Here is a 20,664-nt window from a genome sequence, read left to right as displayed (position 1 = left end):
GGGATGCGACCGACCGCGATTGGCTTCGGCCCCCGACATACAGAAAGCGTCATTTACCATACCGCTGAAGAGGGGGCGAAATGACAACCCGCACTTACACTCACGGCCTCATCCTGGGCGCCTTCTGCTTGGGCTTCGGGCTGCTGCTCGCCGTCACCGACAAGCTCACCGCCGCGGACATCGCCGCGCGTGCCCTGGAAGACCGGCAGAACTCGCTCGCGCAGGTGATCCCCGACCGCATCCACGACAACAATCTGGTGGCTGATACTCTCGCCATGAAAGACGCCAGTGGCAAGGAGATCACCGTCTACCTCGCCCGCAAGGACGGCAAGGTGGCCGGCGTGGCCTACGAAATCCAAGGCTCGGGCTATGCCGGCGCGATCAAGTTGATGATGGGCGTGGATGCCGCCGGCAACATCCTCGGCGTGCGCGTGCTGGCGCATCACGAGACGCCGGGCCTGGGCGACAAGATCGAGGAAAAGAAAGGCGACTGGATTTTGCGCTTCACCGGCCTTTCGCTCAGCAACCCGCTGCCGGAGAAGTGGAAAGTGAAGAAGGACGGCGGCCAGTTCGACCAGTTCGCCGGCGCCACCATCACTCCGCGCGGCGTAGTCAAGGCCGTCCATGAGGGACTCGCATTCTTCGCCGCCCATAAGGCGCAAATGACGGAGGTAAACTAATGGCAACTCAATACAAAACCATCGCCCGCGACGGCCTGTGGGACAACAACGGCGTATTCAGCATGCTGCTCGGCATGTGCCCGACGATGGCCATGACCACTACCGCCACCAACGGCCTCGGCATGGGGCTGGCGACGGCGGTGGTGATGGCCGCTTCCAGCCTGCTGGTGGCCACCTTCCGCAACCAGATCACGCAGGAAGTGCGCATCCCGGTCTACATCCTGATCGTCGCCGCCATGGTGACGCTGGTGGACCTGTGCATGAACGCCTGGATGCACGAGCTGTACAAGGTGCTGGGCCTGTTCATCCCGCTCATCGTCTCCAACTGCCTGCCGCTCGCCCGCCTGGAGTCCTTCGCCGCCAAGGAGCCGGTGCTGCCGTCGTTCCTCGACGGCCTGTTCATGGGCATCGGCTTCACCTTTGCGCTCACCGCCATCGGCGCGGTGCGCGAGATTTTCGGAGCGGGCACCCTGTTTGCCGACGCCTCGCTGCTCATGGGTCCGGCCTTCAAGGTCATGGAAATGCGCCTGATGCCGGCGGACATGGGCGTACTGATGATGATCCTGCCGCCGGGCGGCTTCCTGGTCACCGGCTTCCTGGTGGTGGCCAAGCGCATGATCGACCTGCGCGCCGGCAAAGCCATCCAGATGGGCGGCGCTCACAGCGTCGCCGCGTAAGGAAGAAACCATGAAAATCGGCATCGCCTACGCCAGCACTAGCCGCCAAGCCTGGCTTACCGTCGAAGTGCCCGATGGCGCCACCATAGTGGACGCCATCGAGCGTTCGGGCATCCGCCAGCAGTTTCCCGAAATCGACCTGGAACAGCAGAAAGTCGGCATCTTCGGCAAGCTCGCCAAGCTCGACGCCACGCTCGCGGACGGCGACCGGGTCGAAATCTACCGCCCCATCACGTGCGACCCGAAAACGGTACGGCGCAAGGCCAAAACCGAGGGTGAGGAAGAAGCGTCGGAAGGCTGAACTTGAGAGCTGTTGCCTGGACAGCCAGTGCGATGAAACCACTCGTCTCACAAGATGCGGCAGGACAAGCTACCTGCTGCTCTCTTCCATTCTCAGCCTCACCACCCGCTGCTCCCCCGACTGGGCCGAAGCCGTCTCCAGAATAGCGCGGCTGACTTCATCGCGGCTGGCGTTTTCCTGCCCAGCTCCACCCATTCCCCCAGCCTGGCGCTCACAGTGGTGGAAAAATCCTGAAAGCGCACATCCTGAATGCCCTGGTTGCCGACGAACGACAAGCGCGACGCGATTTCCAGTTCCACCCGGTCGCCGTTGAGGTGCGGCAGAACATCGAAGCCGGTGGTGACGTTGAGAAACTGCGTGTCCTGCCCGTAGGTGACACGGATGAAGGCGGGCGCGCCTTCCAGCACGTTGATGAACTGGCTGGTGTTATCCTGAGTCGACCCGGCGCTGCGGGTAATTCGGTAGCGCAGGCTGTCTTCCTGCCCGCCGCCGATCACCAGGGCGCTGTTGTCGGAAGAGGCATTCCCCGGCAGGATAATGCGCACGTCCCCCGCCCTTCCTACACCTGACACACATTGGGATGAGCAGCCGCCACTGCGGGCGACGTCCTGCTGCAAAGTGATTCTCAGGTTTTTCCGCGCCCGGTCGAGTTCGGCCAATAGCCGTTCAATGTCGCGCAGACCCTTGTCAGAAGCGCGTACGAACAGCTGGTATTGCCCGCCGCCAACGCTTTCCCCCGGGCCCAGCATGGGACGGATCACTGGGATCAGCTACTCGGCGGAGCGGTGCTTGAGCGGGATGATACTGAGCGGATAATCCGCCAGCGCTGCCGTGGCCAGCATCGATAGCAACAGCATCACTATCAGCTTCTTCAACATCGCCTTCTCCTTGCAGTATCCTTACCCAACCCATTCTAGCGTCTTGCTTGCCCCTTGTTGCAGGTTAGGAGGTAAAATACCCGCATGTACTCATTCATCCGCTCCATATTTTTCAGCCTCGACGCCGAAACCGCCCACGGCCTCGGCATGCGCGCAATCAGGGATGCCCACCGGCTGGGCCTGCTGTGCCTGCTCGCGCCGCGCATCAAAACAACGCCCCGCACCGTAATGGGGTTGACCTTCCCCAACCCGGTCGGTCTGGCCGCCGGGCTGGACAAGAACGGCGACTACATCGACGCGCTCGGCGCGCTCGGCTTCGGCTTCATCGAGATCGGCACGGTCACGCCCCGCCCCCAGCCCGGCAACCCCAAGCCGCGCCTGTTCCGGCTGCCGAAGGCGGAAGCGATCATCAACCGCATGGGCTTCAACAACAAGGGGGTCGACTATCTGGTCAGCAGCGTCAAACGCAGCCGCTACCAGGGCATCCTTGGCATCAACATCGGCAAGAACTTCGACACCCCGATCGAAAAGGCCGTTGACGATTACCTGATCTGTTTGCGCAAGGTCTACCCCTACGCCAGCTACGTCGCTGTCAACATTTCGTCGCCCAACACCAAGAACCTGCGCCAGTTGCAGCAGTCGAACGAGCTGGAAAATCTGCTTGCCGCGCTGAAGGCCGAACAGAAGGTGCTCGCCGAGCAACACGGCAAGGTCGTGCCGCTGGCGCTCAAAATCGCGCCCGACCTCGACACCGAGCAGATCATCACGATTGCCGACCTGCTGCTCAAATATCAGATCGACGGCGTGATTGCCACCAATACCACCATCGGCCGCGAAGGCGTGGAAGGCCTGCCGCACGCCGAGGAAACCGGCGGTCTCTCCGGAGCACCGGTGCGCCGGAAATCCAACGCGGTGATCAAGCAGCTCTCCATCGCCCTGCAGGGAAAAATCCCGATTATCGGGGTTGGCGGCATCATGAGCGGGCTCGATGCCGCAGAAAAGATTCAGCTTGGCGCCAGCCTGGTGCAGTTCTACTCCGGCTTTATCTACCGCGGCCCGGAACTGATTGCGGAATGCGTCACGGAAATCGACAATGCTGCGCGCATGCCCGGCAAGTTGATGTGAGCGCGCCATGCTGATCGGCGTCCCCAAGGAAATCAAGAACCACGAATACCGTGTCGGCATCACTCCGGCCGGGGTGCGCGCCCTGACTAACGCCGGCCACGAGGTGTGGGTGGAAACCCGCGCCGGCGAGCGCATCGGTTTTAGCGACGAACTCTACCTGGCCGCAGGCGCCAGGATAGTCGGCACGCCATCCGAAACCTACGCCTGCCCGCTGATCGTCAAGGTCAAGGAACCCCAACCCGGCGAGATTCCGCTGCTCCGCGAAGAACAGGTGCTGTTTACCTATCTGCATCTGGCCGCCGACCCGGCGCTCACCAGCCGCCTGCTGGAAAGCAAAATCGTCGCCATCGCCTACGAAACCGTCACCGACGCGGCAGGGTCTTTGCCCCTGCTCACACCGATGTCGGAAGTGGCCGGCAGGATCGCCATCCAGGCCGGCGCCACCGCGCTGCAACTGTCCACCGGGGGCCGCGGCGTATTGCTCGGCGGAGTCCCCGGCGTAGCGCCCGGAAAAGTGTTGATCCTCGGCGCCGGCACAGTCGGCACCCATGCCGCCAGGATGGCGCTGGGACTAGGCGCCGATGTCACCCTCATGGACATCAGCCTGCCGCGGCTACGCCATCTCGACGACATATTCGGCGCCCGCCTCAAGACCCGCTATTCCGAGGCGCATGCGATCGAGGAACTGGTGTGCGAGGCCGACCTGATCGTCGGCTCGGTACTACTCCCCGGCAAGCGTGCGCCGAAACTTATCAGCCGCGCCCTCGTCCAACAGATGAAACCGGGCTCGGTGCTGGTTGACGTGGCGATCGATCAGGGCGGCTGTGCCGAAACCTCCCGCCCCACGACGCATTCCAGCCCCACTTACATCGAGGAAGGCATAGTGCATTACTGCGTTGCCAACATGCCGGCAGCCTGTGCGCGCACCGCCACCCAGGCGCTGACCAACGCCACCCTGCCCTACGTGCTGGTGCTTGCCGGCAAGGGATGGAAGGAGGCGCTGAAAGCGGATGCCGGGCTGCGCAAGGGGCTCAACCTCCACCTTGGACAGGTGACCCATGCCGGCCTGGCTGCCGATCTCGGCTATTCCTGCATAAGCCCTGATGCAGCCTTGGGGTAGCGCCCCACCAGACGGGCGACATTGCCGGCAGCAATTTTTATTGCATGAATTTATAAAAATGCCATCTTATACAAGAGTTATATATCTTGAAGTCCGATATTTGTGCGAGTTGCAAGTAGGGGATTTAATGGCTGATAATTCCGTCATAGCGAACATTGAGGCGGCCTGACGACGATGGAACATTACCTCTTGATAATGCTCGGCACGGTGCTCGTCAACAACATCGTGCTGGTCAAAATACTTGGCCTGTGCCCTTTCATGGGGGTATCCAAGAAGCTGAGCGCCGCCGTCGGCATGGGCGCGGCGACCGCCTTCGTCCTCACCTTGGCCTCCGGCATGAGCTACCTGGTGGATCACCACCTTCTGATCCCCAACGACCTCAGCTATCTGCGCACCCTGTCCTTCATCGTGGTGATTGCGGCCATCGTCCAGTTCACCGAGATGTTCATCCGCAAGTCCAGCCCGGTGCTGTACCAGACGCTGGGCATCTACCTGCCGCTGATCACCACCAACTGCGCAGTGCTCGGCATCCCCCTGCTGAATGTGCAGGAAAATCACAATTTCATCGAATCCCTGGTTTACGGCTTCGGTGGTGCGGTCGGTTTCGCACTGGTGCTGGCGTTGTTTGCCGCCATGCGCGAACGTCTGGAAGGTGCCGCCATCCCGGCACCTTTCCGTGGCTCTGCCATCGCGATGGTTACCGCCGGACTGTTGAGCCTGGCGTTCATGGGTTTTGCCGGACTGGTGAAATAATGGGAATCCCGGATTTCCCGCGCCACCCGTGCACTGATTTTTTGCTGATGAGCCGGTCATGTTAAGCGCCATTCTGGTCATGATTCTCCTCGGCGTCATTCTGGGCGCCGTACTCGGTTTCGCCTCGATCAAATTCAAGGTCGAGGGCAACCCCCTGGTCGAAAAAGTTGAAGCCACCCTGCCGCAGACCCAGTGCGGGCAATGCGGTTTTGCCGGTTGCCGCCCTTATGCCGAAGCGGTTGCCGCAGGCCAGGCCGAGCCCAACTTGTGCGTTCCCGGCGGCGACAACGTGGCAAAAAATCTGGCCGAGCTGCTCGGCGTGGAATTCAAGCCGGTTGGCGGTAACGAGGGCGTCGGCCCCAAACCCAAGATGGTCGCTTTCATCGATGAAAATACCTGCATCGGCTGTACCGCCTGCATCAAGGTCTGCCCGGTAGATGCCATCGTCGGCACGACAAAGCAGATGCACACCATCCTGGCCGACCCATGCACCGGTTGCGAACTGTGCGTGCCGGCCTGCCCGGTGGACTGCATCTCGATGATCCCGGTGCAGGAAAACGTCGCCACCTGGAAATGGCAGTACCCGGTCTTTGAATTGAAGAAAGCGGCATGAAAACGCTCCACAAATTCCACGGCGGCGTACATCCGCCCGAGCACAAGACAGAATCGAGCCGCCTGCCGATCGGCGCCACGCCGCTGCCGCAGCGCTTGATCGTGCCGCTGCGCCAGCACATCGGCAACCCGGCTACGCCGATCGTCAAAGTCGGCGACCCTGTGCTGAAAGGGCAGATGATCGGCGCTGCTGACGGTTTCATCTCTGCGGCCGTTCACGCGCCGACTTCAGGCACAGTCAGCGCCATAGAAAACCACGCCGTGCCCCACCCTTCCTTCCTGCCGGACCTGTGCATCACCATCGAGGCGGATGGCGAGGATCGCTGGATAGAGCGCCAGCCGCTGGATTACCGAACTGCCGACCCCGATGCGGTGCGCGCCCTGCTGCGCGATGCCGGCATCGTCGGCTTGGGCGGCGCAGTGTTCCCCACCTACGTCAAACTCAATCCCGGCCAGCAGAAGATCAAGACCCTGGTCCTGAACGGCGCCGAGTGCGAACCCTGGATCACCTCCGACGACCTGCTGATGCGCGAACGCGCAGCCGAAATCGTGGCGGGCATCGAAATCATGGCGCACCTGATGCAGCCGGAAGAAGTCCTGATCGGCATCGAGGACAACAAGCCCGAGGCCATCGCGGCGATGCAAGCTGCTTGCCAGGGCACCAGCTTTAAAGTGGTCACGGTACCCGTCCTTTATCCCAGCGGCGGCGAAAAGCAGCTGATCAAGCTGCTCACGGGCAAGGAAGTGCCGAGCGGCCAACGCCCGATCAATATCGGCGTCACCTGTTCCAATACCGGCACCGCCTATACCATCCACCGCGCCGTCAACCACGGCGAACCGGTGATCTCGCGCATAGTCACGATCACCGGCAATGTCGCCAGACCGCAGAATTTCGAGGCGCGGATCGGCACCCCGCTACGTGAACTCATTCAGCTGGCAGGCGGCGCCAGGGCCGACACCAGCCACTACATCATCGGCGGGCCGATGATGGGCTTCGATCTGACCAATCTCGGCGCCCCCCTGACCAAGGCGATCAACTGCGTGATCGCCGCTTCGCCCGCGCTGTTCCCGCCCAAACCAGCGGCCATGCCGTGCATCCGCTGCGTCCAGTGCGCCCAAGCCTGCCCATGCGACCTCCAGCCGCAAGAACTTTTCTGGTTCTCGCAAAGCAAGAATTTCGACAAGGCACGCGCCTACAACCTGTTTGACTGCATCGAATGCGGCTGCTGCGATTATGTCTGCCCCAGCCATATCCCGCTGGTCTCCTATTTCCGCTATGCCAAGAGCGAAATTGCCACGCAGGACCGGGAAAAGATGGCGGCGGAGCAGGCCCGGCAACGCTTCGAGTTCAAGCAGATGCGTGAAGAACGCGAGAAAGCAGAAAAAGCGGCCCGCATGGCCGAGAAGGCGGCTGCAGCCGCAGCGGCAAAAGCCGCGGCCGCTGCCAGCGGGATCGAAGATCCCGTCGCTGCGGCAAAGCAGGCAGCCATTCAGGCCGCCGTGGAACGCGCCAAGGCGAAGAAAGCCGAGGCCGCTGCCGCCGCCGCCAACCCGCCCTCAGAACAGTCGGCCGCGCCAGAAAACAACACGGAACCCTCATGAGCTCACCCCACGTCCTTACCCCCGGCAGCAGCGTCCGCACCATCATGCTGCTGGTGCTGTTGGCCCTGCTGCCGGCGATCGCCGCCTATTATTTCTTCTTCGGCCCCGGCATCCTGATCAGCCTCGCCCTGGCAAGCGTCACGGCCTTGGTGGCCGAAGCGGCGATGCTGCAACTGCGCAACTATCCGGTGAAGCATTTCCTGACCGACGGCAGCGCCATACTCACTGCCTGGCTGCTGGCGCTGTCCATCCCGCCACTGGCGCCATGGTGGCTGATCGTGGTCGGCACCGCCTTCGCAATCATCGTCGCCAAGCACCTTTACGGCGGCCTCGGCAACAACCTGTTCAATCCGGCGATGGTGGGCTTCGCCGTACTGATGATCTCCTTCCCCTCCTACATGACCCAATGGACGGCGCCGCTGCTGCTGACGCAGCACCCGGTCGGATTCTCCGAAGCGCTGCAGTACTATTTCAGCGGCACGCTGCAAGGCGTCAATCTCGACGCAGTGACCATGGCCACCCCGCTAGACACCCTGAAGACCCAGCTGAACCTGCAGCACACCGTTAGCGAAGTGAAGAACATGCCGATCTTCGGTAATTTCGGCGGCAAGGGCGGTGAAATCGTCGCCGCCATGTACCTGCTCGGTGGCCTGTTCCTGCTGCAGCAGCGCATCATTACCTGGCACACCCCGGTTTCCTTCCTTGTCACCCTGGCTCTGGTCGCCGCGCTGTTCAACGGCATCGACCCCAGCCGCTACGCCTCACCGATGTTTCACCTTTTCACCGGCGGCGCCATGCTGGGTGCATTCTTTATTGCCACCGACTACGTCACCAGCCCGACCACGCCACTCGGCAAGCTGATTTTCGGCGCCAGCGCCGGCTTCCTTGTGTACGTGATCCGTGTCTTCGGCGGCTACCCGGACGGTATCGCGTTCGCCGTCCTGATCATGAACGCGGCCGTGCCGCTGATCGACGCCTACACCCAGCCACGGGTTTACGGCCACGGCACCAAACCGGAATGACACCATGAGCACCAGCATCCTTCGCCACGCCTCCGCCTCCGCCGGTATCCTCACCGCCTTCGCGGTCGTCGGCACGGCGCTGCTTGCCGCCACCTATCTGGTCACTCGTCCGATCATTGCCGAAACCGAGAAACAAGCCAAACTCGCCCTGATCGGCCAGATCCTGCCGGCCACGCTATACGACAACGATTTATTGAAGGACGCCGCGCTGCTTCCACCCGCCGGGGAACTCGGCAACAGTGAGCCCACTCCGGTCTATCGCGCCGTCAAGGAAGGCAAGCCTTCCGCCGCGGTGCTGGAAGTGATTGCCCCTGACGGCTATAGCGGCAAGATCCGGATGATCGTCGCGATCAAGGCGGATGGAGAAGTTTCCGGCGTGCGCGTGGTGACTCACAACGAAACCCCCGGCCTGGGTGACTATATCGAAATCGCAAAAAACAGCTGGATCAGGATATTCGAGGGAAAATCGCTGTCGAAATATGCAGATCAGGACTGGAAAGTGAAGAAGGACGGTGGCAAATTCGAGCACATGGCGGGCGCCACGGTCACTCCGCGCGCTGTGGTGAGGGCCGTCCACAGGTCGCTGACCTACTTTGCTGCCAACCAGGACAGGATTTTCTCCCTGCCGGCAGAAACCGAGGAGCAGGCAAAATGAGTACCGACACCATCAGCTACAAGGAAATCATCTGGAACGGCATCTGGAAGAACAATGCCGGCATCGTCACCCTGCTTGGCCTGTGCCCCCTGCTGGCAGTTAGCGCCACAGTGGTCAACGGCATCAGCCTGGGGCTAGCCACGGCGCTGGTGATGGCCTGCAGCAACGGAGCGGTGTCGGTGGTGCGGAGCTGGGTGCCGAACGAAATCCGCATTCCCGTTTTCATCCTGATCATCGCCGTGCTGGTGACCATTATCCAGCTGGTGATGAATGCATACATGCAACCGCTGTACCTGGTGCTGGGCATTTTCGTGCCGCTGATCGTGGTCAACTGCAACGTGCTTGGACGCGCCGAAGCTTTCGCCTCGAAAAACCCGGTGATGCCTTCGATGGTAGACGGTTTCATGGTCGGCTTCGGCCTCACCCTCACCCTCGGCGCTCTAGGGGCAATGCGCGAAATATTCGGCAAGGGCACGCTATTTTCCGGCATCGATCTGGCGCTGGGCGAATCGGCCAAGGGGCTGGTCATCACCGTGTTCCCAGACTACCAGGGCTTTCTGCTCGCCATTCTGCCGCCCGGCGCCTTCCTCGGCTTGGGCCTGTTGATTGCCGGCAAGAACTGGATTGATCAGCGTGCCAGCAAGAAGGTGCTGCCGCAGAAGGCCGCCGAGCTCCAGCCTTCTGCGGCAACAGCGTAAAGGGTGCTAACCAGGAAAAGCTATTGAACCGCAGAGGATGCAGACAGAAGGCCCCTTTATGGGGATCGTCTGCGACAGCGGAGAGCTCCCTCTCTCACCCCGGATGAACTACAATCTCCACCTGCGCCGCCTGGTTCCAGAAGCCGTTGTAGCTCCCTCTCTCACCCCGGATGAACTACAATCCCCAGAAGCGCATTTGCCTCTTCCTGCTTGTTGTAGCTCCCTCTCTCACCCCGGATGAACTACAATGTACAGCAGTATCAGGTAACGCAAATATCAGTTGTAGCTCCCTCTCTCACCCCGGATGAACTACAATCCTCCAGCGCCTCGTGCGCGTCCTGATCCTGTTGTAGCTCCCTCTCTCACCCCGGATGAACTACAATCAAAGATGTGGGGTGGAGTCCAGAAGTCGCGTTGTAGCTCCCTCTCTCACCCCGGATGAACTACAATGTCATCCAGCTGGAATCCGCGGTCATGCCTGTTGTAGCTCCCTCTCTCACCCCGGATGAACTACAATCGCCACTCCAACGTCTGCGCCACGTTGACAGTTGTAGCTCCCTCTCTCACCCCGGATGAACTACAATTCCGGCCAGCAACGCGCCGCCGCCCAATGAGTTGTAGCTCCCTCTCTCACCCCGGATGAACTACAATTGAACCCGGTAACACCAAACTTGAGCATTTGTTGTAGCTCCCTCTCTCACCCCGGATGAACTACAATAAATACGCTTACAGGGGCGGGAGCAATAGGGTTGTAGCTCCCTCTCTCACCCCGGATGAACTACAATTGCGGTCGATGGGACAACAACCGATATTGCGTTGTAGCTCCCTCTCTCACCCCGGATGAACTACAATGTCAGGCTACTGCGGCTCCAATCACTGCGTGTTGTAGCTCCCTCTCTCACCCCGGATGAACTACAATTGCGGTCGATGGGACAACAACCGATATTGCGTTGTAGCTCCCTCTCTCACCCCGGATGAACTACAATTCGCGTCTATCACGTGATTGTTCTTATCAGGTTGTAGCTCCTGTCAACGCCGATTTAAAACTGACACACTTTTGCAGCGAACGCCGATTTAAATCTGATACACCCCCATTACATTTGCATACCGTTTATACGGCCGGAGCGGTCTCCCGCTTACTTTTTACCATTCCCGCCATGCGCTGATTTTTGAGGCGGTAGCTCTCGCCGGCAATCGGCACGATGCGTGCGTGGTGCAGCAAGCGGTCGAGAAGCGCAGCAGTCAGCGTGGCATCCTGAGCGAAGGTCGCATCCCATTGGCCGAAGGGCAGGTTGCTGGTGACGATCAAGCTGCCTTTTTCGTAGCGGGCCGCGATGACCTGGAAGAACAGGTTGGCCTGCTCGCGGTTCATCGGTAGGTACCCGATTTCGTCAATGATGAGCAGGCGATAGCTGTTGATGGCCCGATGCATGACGCTCTTCAGCTGATTCTGAGTGTGCGCGGTGATCAGTGTCAGTAAAAGATCGGCGGCAGTGGTAAAGCGCGTCCTGATGCCGGCCTGCGCCGCCCGGTAACCCAAGGCAATCGCCAAGTGCGTCTTGCCCACGCCCGAGGGACCGACGAGCACCACATTCTCATTGCGCTCCACAAAGCCCAGTCCGGCCAGCTCCTCGATCTGGCTCCGCTTCACGCCTTGGGCAAACTCATAGTCGAATTCGTCCAGCGTCTTGATCGCCGGAAAGCCGGCCAGGCGTGTGAGCATGGTTTGCTTTCTCACGTTGCGTCCCGCCGCCTCGGCCTTGAGCAACCCCTCCAGGAAGTCGCTATAGGCCGTTTCCTGCTGCGCGGCATCCTGTGCGGCCGCCGGGTACGCCTGCGCCACGAATGGGAGGTTGAGCGTCTCGCATAGCGTCAGCATTCTTTCGTGTTGGAGGTTCATGCGGCCACCCCCTGCTCATCGCGGATTTGATCAAGTAGCTGCTCGTACACCGCCAGCGGGTGTTGCGCAGGTGACACCTGTGCAATCCGCTCGATGACCACCACTGGCCGTTCCATAAGCTGGGCAGTCTCCTCACTCTGGGGACGTGCCGCACGAATGTCGCCACGCCAGGGGCTGGGTATCGGTTGCAGACCTTCTTCTTGCAAGCGTTGAGCGGGGCGAACTTGCGTCGTACCATGGACGCGTTCATTGGCGATGTCTTTGAGCCAGCGACGTACCTGGGCATTGGCAGTGACCGCATCCAGTGTCAGCCCGGCCTGTTTGAGCTGCGCCACCAGCGGCACGTAAAACGAGCGCCGCAAGTAGCCGTTGAAGCGCTCGACCTTGCCCTTGGTCTTGGCCCGATACGGACGACACAGCTTGATCACGAAGCCGCAGTGGCGGGCGTAATCGAGAAACCCGGCGTGGAAGCGATGCGCGCCTTCACCAGCGGCATCGCGCTCGATCACCACGGTCTTCATGTTGTCGTACAGGACGCGCTGGGTGATGCCGCCAAACGCATCGAAGGCGTGCTGGTGGCACGCGATCAACGTCTCCACTTTCATGTCGGTGACGAACTCGACAAAGCTCACCCGGCTGAAGCCCAGCGTCGCACAGAAGGCGTATAGCGGGTTTTTGCCTTTGCGAAACTCGACCCAGTCGACTTGCATCTGCTCGCCCGGCGCCGTCTCGAACCGCACGACCGGATCCACCGGCAAGGTTGGCTTGAGACCGTGCATATAGGCGCGTAGCTGGCTGTGGCTTCCGGGATAGCCCAGCGCCACGATCTCGCGCAACAACACCGTCGCCGGTATCCACGCGGGCCGCGCCGCCGCTTGTCGATCCCGTAAGTATTCTTCAAACGGTGACAGCTTGGTCACGCGCAATTTGGTGCGCTCGTACTTGGGCAGCGTATCTGCCTTTAAGTGGCTTCGCACGGTGTTCACCGCACATCCCACCTCTTCGGCAATCTTGCGCAAGCTCATGCCGTGCTTCCTCAATAATTCGATTTCCACATACACCTCGTCTGTGATCACGGCCGCTTTCAAAATCCGGCCATCTTCTCAAATCGGTGTATCAGTTTTCAATCGGCGCTCTGTATCAATTTACATCCGGCGGTGACAGCTCCCTCTCTCACCCCGGATGAACTACAATGATAGCGGAAAGGGTGATCGCGTGGTCAAGGTTGTAGCTCCCTCTCTCACCCCGGATGAACTACAATGACAACGATTCAATCACGCAGCGGTGAACTGTTGTAGCTCCCTCTCTCACCCCGGATGAACTACAATTTCCCAGACTTGCCATGTGCAACTGGAAGTGTTGTAGCTCCCTCTCTCACCCCGGATGAACTACAATCAAGCCATGCAGCGAAGAAGTACACCGTGGGTTGTAGCTCCCTCTCTCACCCCGGATGAACTACAATGATTGGACGAAAGAGGCGCAAGCAGCCGTGGTTGTAGCTCCCTCTCTCACCCCGGATGAACTACAATTCTAGCCACGAATACCCGCGCTTTTTCGTCGTTGTAGCTCCCTCTCTCACCCCGGATGAACTACAATCCGCTCTCCCAGGTAGCCAACAGTGGAGAAGTTGTAGCTCCCTCTCTCACCCCGGATGAACTACAATCGCAGGTCATCTCTGCCGGCATGTCCGTGGGTTGTAGCTCCCTCTCTCACCCCGGATGAACTACAATAATAGACGCGTGCCATGAATGCGGAAAGCAGTTGTAGCTCCCTCTCTCACCCCGGATGAACTACAATAGCGCAGACGGCGGACCGCTGACGCTGCATGTTGTAGCTCCCTCTCTCACCCCGGATGAACTACAATGGTGGCTTCCGCCACCACGACCTCCGTTACGTTGTAGCTCCCTCTCTCACCCCGGATGAACTACAATGCCAAGGTCAGCGGCACTTACCCGCGATGTGTTGTAGCTCCCTCTCTCACCCCGGATGAACTACAATTGGTATCGCTTCGGATATCAAGAGTGGTGAGTTGTAGCTCCCTCTCTCACCCCGGATGAACTACAATAAAATAATCTTTCTTTGTATGACTTTCCCTGTTGTAGCTCCCTCTCTCACCCCGGATGAACTACAATTAAGCAATTGGGGGTGGCGGCATGAAACTAGTTGTAGCTCCCTCTCTCACCCCGGATGAACTACAATATAAATTCATGTGTTACCGGCAAGCGTTTTGTTGTAGCTCCCTCTCTCACCCCGGATGAACTACAATCTCAATCAGAACGCCAAGCAAGAGGAATCTGTTGTAGCTCCCTCTCTCACCCCGGATGAACTACAATCGAGTCCGGCGAGCTTGCCACACTGCATTGGTTGTAGCTCCCTCTCTCACCCCGGATGAACTACAATATAATTCCCTTTTTCAATTCGGCAATCCATGTTGTAGCTCCCTCTCTCACCCCGGATGAACTACAATAGATATTCGCGGCGTGGAAACCTTACAGACGTTGTAGCTCCCTCTCTCACCCCGGATGAACTACAATTAGCCGGTTGGCTGGCCCGTGACCGTATAGGTTGTAGCTCCCTCTCTCACCCCGGATGAACTACAATTACCGATGTTGAGATACGGCGGGCACTTAAGTTGTAGCTCCCTCTCTCACCCCGGATGAACTACAATGACTGGCCTCACTTTACCGATCACTGGCGTGTTGTAGCTCCCTCTCTCACCCCGGATGAACTACAATCAAATACCTTTTGCCCAATGCTTTGCCTCCGTTGTAGCTCCCTCTCTCACCCCGGATGAACTACAATGATAATCAGCAACAGCCCGCCGTACAATCTGTTGTAGCTCCCTCTCTCACCCCGGATGAACTACAATCTCAGTCTGAGTGAACTGCCAAGGTGAAGTGTTGTAGCTCCCTCTCTCACCCCGGATGAACTACAATTTGACTTCCGCTCTACAACACTCGGCAGCGGTTGTAGCTCCCTCTCTCACCCCGGATGAACTACAATCTCGTTCGGGTTGGATTGACCCCTTAGAATGTTGTAGCTCCCTCTCTCACCCCGGATGAACTACAATCCAAAGCCCGGCATCGTGGGCTGCTTTTATGTTGTAGCTCCCTCTCTCACCCCGGATGAACTACAATTTATCTGCTGGGCAGGCAATGGGAATTGGTGTTGTAGCTCCCTCTCTCACCCCGGATGAACTACAATGCAGCGCAGGTAACATCAGCCAAAATATTGGTTGTAGCTCCCTCTCTCACCCCGGATGAACTACAATCTCCAATCTCTACACCTTCGCCGTAGGTGGGTTGTAGCTCCCTCTCTCACCCCGGATGAACTACAATACGATAAATATCTGTTAGCATTTGTCACATGTTGTAGCTCCCTCTCTCACCCCGGATGAACTACAATGCAGTCTGTGCGATTTCCACTATCAGAAGCGTTGTAGCTCCCTCTCTCACCCCGGATGAACTACAATTGGCAACAAGAAATCGTCTTTCACTGCGGAGTTGTAGCTCCCTCTCTCACCCCGGATGAACTACAATCGCTCTCACGCAAACGCCCGCCAGACCTCAATCTGGCGGGCGTTCTGTTTGAAAAATTGCTCTTCAAAATAGCAGCATTTGGTTGACCTTCAACGCTTTTTCTTGAAAAAGAGGCAGGCCGACCAAGAGTTTCATGCTGGCATATTGCTTTTCGGTGACGGTCAGGCAGCGCACGGAGCCTTCGGGTGGCAGACTGTTCATCAGTCGCTTCATGTGTTTTCCCAGCGCATCATTGCCATTCAAAATGCGGCCATACACCGAGAACTGGATCATGTCGTAGCCGTCGTTAATTAGGAAGCGGCGGAACAGAGTGTAGGCGCGGCGTTCGGCCTTGGTGACAACGGGTAAATCAAAGAGCACAATCAAGCGCATAAATCGTCGTGTCTCCGTGCTCATGGTTCAGCACTCTAAGCGATGCTGTTCCAGCCCAATGAGCGTGGGCAATTCCAGCAGCGTTTCGCTGCCGCCGTCATACACTCTCGCAAGGCTTTCTATCGTGTGTTCGATGGCAGAAAGCACGGACATCTTTCCGCGTGGCATGCCTACATCCACATTGAGCAACCCGACCAATGCCGCTTTATCTTGCGGATTTAATTCATCGCCAGCCAGCGACATGTGCTTCGCTACAAATAAATCAACTATCGGACGGAACGGTTCGATCACGTCATCGGCAAGATTGAAGGCATTCTGCTCGCTGGCGTGGAACAGCCCGATGGAAGGCTGCAATCCATGCGCTACCAAACCCCGTGCAATTGTGCCGCGCAACACTGCATAGCCATAATCCAGCGCTGCATTGACGAAGCGAGCTTGCTCGCGGTGAAATCCCTTGCCAAAAAGCTGGACGAAATAAAACGCTGCGGCTTGACCTTCCAGATTGCCAACATCGCCAGAGCGCACACGCCGTGCGTAAGAGTCCAGCCGATCCATGCCATCATGCCCAATCAATCGCAGGCAGACAGCTTGATTGCCGATTTTTTTGCGGATGATGGATGCCCACGCTTGCTTGGTGATAGGGCGCGGCAAATCCAGCTGCAGACGCAGCCAGCGCGTGGTGCGCGAGTGCGACAAGAAAGGCAGGAATACGCCGCTGGGATGGTGCGTGTCGCCTGTGGCGAAAAGGCTGATTCCATATTCTCCACAGGCCGATAGCACTGGATGGGTGAGGGTGATTTCGCGGTGATTGAGCACAATCACCGCGATGTCCTCGAATGGCACGAACGCTGTTTGATCTTGCTCAATGGCAAGGCGGAATTGTTCGCGTCGCAGTTTTGCAGGACGCGAGATAACGACGCTACGCCAAGTCACGACGTTTCTCAGGCGGGGCGGGATAGCGGTTGCCAAGGACATCTACGTTGTATTTCTTGATGCTCAAAGCGGTTTTAACACCGATCCCTTCAATCATCCCATCTTTACCAACTTGCAGGCTGCGGTCATGCGCCCAAAGATTGAGATTCCCTGTGCCACGGTGGCAGCTTGAGTAGTAGCCAAGAATTGCGGATTTACCTTTCTGTTGTATTTGCAATAAATCATTTGGGTGCAGCGAGAAACAGAACTCATAGCTCTCGTCAATCAGTGTCCATTCGGCTTCATCTTTGAACGCCACAACCGCCCGATTCGGTAGCACCTTCGCTACAGTGTGATGCACATACACAGGCACGATATGGAATTTGTTAGCCTTGGTGAAGACATCCACCCGCACCATGCTGTCGTTTTTGGCGATGCCGCCACGAATAGGAATGCCGGAAAGCTTGTCGATCACCATCGTTACGCCACGCACAATGGGGCCAGTGGGATTGCCTTCGCTGTCGGGTTTGCGCAGTGGGTTACTGGATGGGAAAGCCTTGTCGCCTTTGCCACCGTGTTGTTCCAGGCGGGTGCGAATGGCTGCATAGAGTTTTTCGTTGCGGTGTGGGTCGATCAGCTTATCGAGGTCTTTCAAGGCCAGGCTGGAGAGCATCACTTTTTGCGTGACTCCGCCTTGTGCGACAAGTCGCTCTGGTTGCGCGTAAATGGTGTCTTTGTGTGCTGCACCGCTGTTGCGACGTTGTGGTGCGCGTGAAACGAACAACGGACGCAATGACTGTAAAGCGTCTTCTGAGTAGGGGCCAAGGCGTTGCATTACATCACGCAACAGCGCGGGGTCATCTAGTTTCAGGCGTGCTTCGAGTTCATCGCGGAAATGTGGCCATGGATTAGGGAAGTGTTTTTCTATCTGATCGAACATGTTTGGATTGATGATCTCGCCCGTGTCCCTATCCACAAATCCTTCGCGCACCTGTTCCAACTCTTTGCGGCGTGAGTAATCAGACAAACGCTTAACCATGCTGTGGCTGCAAGCTGCGACTACGGCGGCATCCAGCGCATGGTGGCGGTCGCTGTCGCCGCGCACTTTGATCAGTCCCCATCGGGCACGCAGGAAGGCGGTCATCTGGCCGCTGAGGACAACGCATTTTTTTGCCACACTGTCTGTATGCAGTTGCAGATATTGCTCGACGTAGTTCTTGAAGAATTTGCAGATGTAGCGCGTGTCGTTGAGGTTGCGCTCGCGGAAATCTTCGGCTTCTTTATCGCCGAAATCCTTGCGCAATAAGCGGCTGCGTTTGGCGAGGCGATAGGCTTTGTTGCCTTCGACGAAGGCGACGAACTGCCGCCAACGTTCTCCGCTTTCGCCCCCAGGGAATAAGATTAGATATTCGTAGGCAGTACGGTTGCCCTTGTCGCGATTTTCTTTTGCGAGTACCAAAACTCGGTTGTTCTTGCTGTCGTCAAAGCTACGCGAGTAGGGCAAAGCATGGTCGATTTCAACGTAGCCCTGTTCAAACAAGCGGTGAATATCCATCGGCTCTATGGAGTAAGCACACTTGCCTTGTTGTTCACGATATAGCTGGTACTTCTCGAACTCTTTGCCTTTGACTGCGCCCACGATGTTGAAATCTTGCGCGAACTGCACTTTGTCTTTTTCATTTCGGTCGCGAAACTCTTCCTGTGCGGTTTTTACTTTTTTGCGCTCATCGAATGGGCGTGATAAATCCCGTGCCATTTCGATATGCACTTCATACGGTGAGCCATATTCCTTGATTAGCGCGTTCACGACCTTGCGCGCCTGATTGAGCGCGCGTAGCACCACGGGGTTGCGAGGGATGTCCATATCATCGCAAAACACCATACGTCCGGTTTTGTCGCGTTCTTTGTAGAACGGCGGCAGGTATTGATGTTCACCCGCGCCAACCTTGTGCAATTGACTGTGGTGGCCGTATTCAGGAATGTTGACGACGGCTTCGTCATAACGCTGGCCTTGTTCCATGAACGGCACGATTTGACGCAGTGCCTTGAGTGAGAGGTTGCTGAATTTATCGAAGCGTATATCCAGCAGCGCGTCCATCATTCGCTCTGCATTAGGCAAGGATAGTTTGCGTAGCTCGCTTTCTACCTCGGCATCATCTTTATAGACGCTCAACACCCAGGCAATCTGGTCGAGTTGTTGTGGTCTGCCTTCTAGCGCATCAGTTGAAATCTTTTGCCATTCGTCTTCCAAGCCCGCATCTTTGAGTGTCTTACGCAATTCTTGCCAAGCGGGAATCTTCACCAGTGCTGCGGTTTCGGGGTCTTTTGTTTTCTCATCGGCTTTTTGTCCGCAGGCATATGACAGTCCGGTATAACGGAATGACTCGGGCAAACAGCACGCTTTGGTTAGCTTGGCGCGTAGTTGTTTGTAGGTCAAATCCCCTGCTTGCTCGTATGGCAAAGGGAGAGCGACACGACGCTCCACTTCATTCAACGAACGGGTCGTGCCATCCACCACAATGCGTAGATTATTGAGTCGGGTGAGCCAGACGTGGCGTTCGGCAGTAAAGCTGGCTTTGGGGGCGCGATATTCTGTTTTCTCGAAGGTGCAATGTCCCAGCATTTTCAGCAAATCACTGCCAGCCAGTGCGGGATTTTGTGCCCAGAACAAGCCGCTCTTGCGGTCACCATTGCCGAGGATGGCAGCTTCCTGTTTTTCGGTGGCAAAGGTGTTGCCGAGTTTGCGCTGATGCTCAAATAGTGCCTTCAACTCGTCGCCAAGCAAGATGCGGGATAGTGCTTTGCTGTAGTCGCCTTGCTTGTTGCGCTGTGCCTCTGGAAATTCGGCCAGCACCATTTCGGCGGCAGTTCGGTAATTCTTTTCCTGCATTAGTTTTTTTGTACCTGCCAGTCCTTTCTTGACCTTGCCACCTTCGCCTTTACTGTCGCCTTCCGCAGCTTTCTCTTCAGCGCGGCTGATCCAATGGAAGCCGCGATGCTTGCATAGGTGATAAATGACGCGCGCCCATTCTTCGGCGTTCAGTTGGCGATCAAGCGCATCAGCTCGTAATTGCCAAGCTGATTTGGGGGCAGGAGTGTTCTTTTCGATTTTGAGTTTGAATAGGTTGGCAGCTGCAATCAACCCTTCACGCTTGAGCAAACGTGCCAACTTTGTGAGCCGCCATGCTCTACGCCTCAGGCGTCGGCGAAGCAGCCGTGCTGTGCGGCGTGTAAGGTTAAGGGATTCACCCTCTTTAGCTGTTTCAGCCTTGTCGAAACAACGCACGCCCAAGTCTATGATGCGGCTCTCGCCGAGCACCGCCCAGCCAACGGACGCAATGCCTATGTCCAATCCGAAAGTCAGTGCGCCAAGATTATCTTGCTTGCTTGTCATTACGTTCTCCGTGATAATGGAATCGTTGTAGTAGTTCATCCGGGGTGAGAGCCGTTGCTACAATAAAGAATCGAAAGATTCTGTATCCGAAAGCCCAGTGGGGAAACCTGCTGGGCTTTCTCTATTTCAGATGAACTCAACGTCGGCTTTCGGGAAAAGCGACCATTATGATAATGGCACATAGTACGCGCTGGATTATGGTTTCGCAAAGCAGGCATCTGCTTTCCGTGAGGCCTTCAGTGCTACGAGCTTCTGCGAGGCCCCGTTAAGTCCCCGGTCGCTGAATACTGCTACCGACAGTGATGAACGTAGAGCGGCCATTGGTGTCGGCCACCTCTCGGCAGGGAAAGCGGTCAATCGCCTTCCACATGTCACGTGCCTGGCTTGGGTCGGCAACGGAAGTTCGAGTTTCCCGGTAGTTGAC

At 57.8% G+C, this 20,664-nt stretch carries 17 protein-coding genes and 2 CRISPR repeat arrays; of the genes, 11 read left to right on the top strand and 6 right to left on the bottom strand.

Annotated features, from left to right (window positions below):
- Positions 1-80: 80 nt before the first annotated feature.
- The 3 genes from rsxG (VMV64_RS08870) to VMV64_RS08860 are packed head-to-tail and all read left to right on the top strand — an operon-like array spanning position 81 to position 1,658.
- Entirely contained in the window at positions 81-680 is a 600-nt protein-coding gene (gene rsxG / locus VMV64_RS08870; protein WP_325329599.1) for an electron transport complex subunit RsxG, read from the top strand.
- Positions 680-1,357 (top strand): electron transport complex subunit E, encoded by a 678-nt coding sequence (locus VMV64_RS08865; protein WP_325329598.1) that lies wholly within the window; start codon positions 680-682, stop codon positions 1,355-1,357. Before rsxG (VMV64_RS08870) ends, VMV64_RS08865 begins: the two co-directional genes overlap by 1 nt.
- A gap of 10 nt (positions 1,358-1,367) precedes the next feature.
- The gene (locus tag VMV64_RS08860; RefSeq protein ID WP_325329597.1) at positions 1,368-1,658 is read left to right on the top strand and encodes an RnfH family protein; all 291 of its coding nucleotides are present in this window, start codon (positions 1,368-1,370) and stop codon (positions 1,656-1,658) included.
- Positions 1,659-1,756: 98 nt separating this feature from the next.
- On the opposite strand, the gene VMV64_RS08855 is transcribed toward VMV64_RS08860, so the two are convergent.
- Positions 1,757-2,407 (bottom strand): hypothetical protein, encoded by a 651-nt coding sequence (locus VMV64_RS08855; RefSeq protein ID WP_325329596.1) that lies wholly within the window; start codon positions 2,405-2,407, stop codon positions 1,757-1,759.
- 213 nt (positions 2,408-2,620) lie between these two features.
- Between VMV64_RS08855 and VMV64_RS08850 the strand changes: the two genes are divergently transcribed.
- From VMV64_RS08850 to VMV64_RS08815, 8 genes are all read left to right on the top strand, one after another.
- Positions 2,621-3,661, top strand: coding sequence for a quinone-dependent dihydroorotate dehydrogenase (locus VMV64_RS08850; RefSeq protein ID WP_325329595.1), 1,041 nt, complete (start codon positions 2,621-2,623; stop codon positions 3,659-3,661).
- 7 nt (positions 3,662-3,668) lie between these two features.
- Positions 3,669-4,781 (top strand): alanine dehydrogenase, encoded by a 1,113-nt coding sequence (gene ald, locus VMV64_RS08845; RefSeq protein WP_325329594.1) that lies wholly within the window; start codon positions 3,669-3,671, stop codon positions 4,779-4,781.
- Between the two features lie 174 nt (positions 4,782-4,955).
- A complete protein-coding gene (rsxA, locus tag VMV64_RS08840; RefSeq protein WP_325329593.1) occupies positions 4,956-5,534 on the top strand; it encodes an electron transport complex subunit RsxA in 579 nt (192 codons plus the stop codon).
- Between the two features lie 58 nt (positions 5,535-5,592).
- A complete protein-coding gene (rsxB, locus tag VMV64_RS08835; RefSeq protein ID WP_325329592.1) occupies positions 5,593-6,147 on the top strand; it encodes an electron transport complex subunit RsxB in 555 nt (184 codons plus the stop codon).
- Positions 6,144-7,748 carry an electron transport complex subunit RsxC gene (gene rsxC / locus VMV64_RS08830; protein ID WP_325329591.1) on the top strand — a complete coding sequence of 535 codons (1,605 nt, stop codon included), beginning with the start codon at positions 6,144-6,146 and terminating at the stop codon, positions 7,746-7,748. The genes rsxB and rsxC overlap by 4 nt, the downstream gene beginning before the upstream one ends.
- Positions 7,745-8,770, top strand: coding sequence for an electron transport complex subunit RsxD (gene rsxD, locus VMV64_RS08825; RefSeq protein WP_325329590.1), 1,026 nt, complete (start codon positions 7,745-7,747; stop codon positions 8,768-8,770). The genes rsxC and rsxD overlap by 4 nt, the downstream gene beginning before the upstream one ends.
- A 4-nt stretch (positions 8,771-8,774) precedes the next feature.
- The gene (gene rsxG / locus VMV64_RS08820; RefSeq protein WP_325329589.1) at positions 8,775-9,425 is read left to right on the top strand and encodes an electron transport complex subunit RsxG; all 651 of its coding nucleotides are present in this window, start codon (positions 8,775-8,777) and stop codon (positions 9,423-9,425) included.
- The gene (locus VMV64_RS08815; RefSeq protein WP_325329588.1) at positions 9,422-10,123 is read left to right on the top strand and encodes an electron transport complex subunit E; all 702 of its coding nucleotides are present in this window, start codon (positions 9,422-9,424) and stop codon (positions 10,121-10,123) included. The genes rsxG (VMV64_RS08820) and VMV64_RS08815 overlap by 4 nt, the downstream gene beginning before the upstream one ends.
- A gap of 78 nt (positions 10,124-10,201) precedes the next feature.
- Positions 10,202-11,109: direct repeats of the CRISPR family, unit length 37 nt; unit sequence GTTGTAGCTCCCTCTCTCACCCCGGATGAACTACAAT.
- Positions 11,110-11,234: 125 nt separating this feature from the next.
- Here VMV64_RS08815 and istB read toward each other — a convergent pair.
- The 5 genes from istB to cas9 all read right to left on the bottom strand — a co-directional run bounded on the left by istB (position 11,235) and on the right by cas9 (position 20,279).
- Positions 11,235-12,023 carry an IS21-like element helper ATPase IstB gene (gene istB / locus VMV64_RS08810; RefSeq protein ID WP_325329587.1) on the bottom strand — a complete coding sequence of 263 codons (789 nt, stop codon included), beginning with the start codon at positions 12,021-12,023 and terminating at the stop codon, positions 11,235-11,237.
- Positions 12,020-13,099 (bottom strand): IS21 family transposase, encoded by a 1,080-nt coding sequence (gene istA / locus VMV64_RS08805; protein WP_325329586.1) that lies wholly within the window; start codon positions 13,097-13,099, stop codon positions 12,020-12,022. The genes istB and istA overlap by 4 nt, the downstream gene beginning before the upstream one ends.
- Before the next feature lie 81 nt (positions 13,100-13,180).
- A CRISPR array of direct repeats spans positions 13,181-15,562; the repeat unit is 37 nt; unit sequence GTTGTAGCTCCCTCTCTCACCCCGGATGAACTACAAT.
- 63 nt (positions 15,563-15,625) lie between these two features.
- Positions 15,626-15,934 carry a CRISPR-associated endonuclease Cas2 gene (gene cas2, locus VMV64_RS08800; RefSeq protein WP_325329585.1) on the bottom strand — a complete coding sequence of 103 codons (309 nt, stop codon included), beginning with the start codon at positions 15,932-15,934 and terminating at the stop codon, positions 15,626-15,628.
- A 27-nt stretch (positions 15,935-15,961) separates the two neighbouring features.
- Positions 15,962-16,903, bottom strand: coding sequence for a type II CRISPR-associated endonuclease Cas1 (cas1, locus tag VMV64_RS08795; RefSeq protein ID WP_325329584.1), 942 nt, complete (start codon positions 16,901-16,903; stop codon positions 15,962-15,964).
- Entirely contained in the window at positions 16,854-20,279 is a 3,426-nt protein-coding gene (cas9, locus tag VMV64_RS08790; RefSeq protein ID WP_325329583.1) for a type II CRISPR RNA-guided endonuclease Cas9, read from the bottom strand. The genes cas1 and cas9 overlap by 50 nt, the downstream gene beginning before the upstream one ends.
- Positions 20,280-20,664: the final 385 nt, after the last annotated feature.

The organism is Sulfuricella sp., assembly GCF_035531155.1.
In the GTDB taxonomy this organism is placed as follows: Bacteria; Pseudomonadota; Gammaproteobacteria; order Burkholderiales; family Sulfuricellaceae; genus Sulfuricella.
This window is presented reverse-complemented; position numbering and strand designations above follow the sequence as displayed.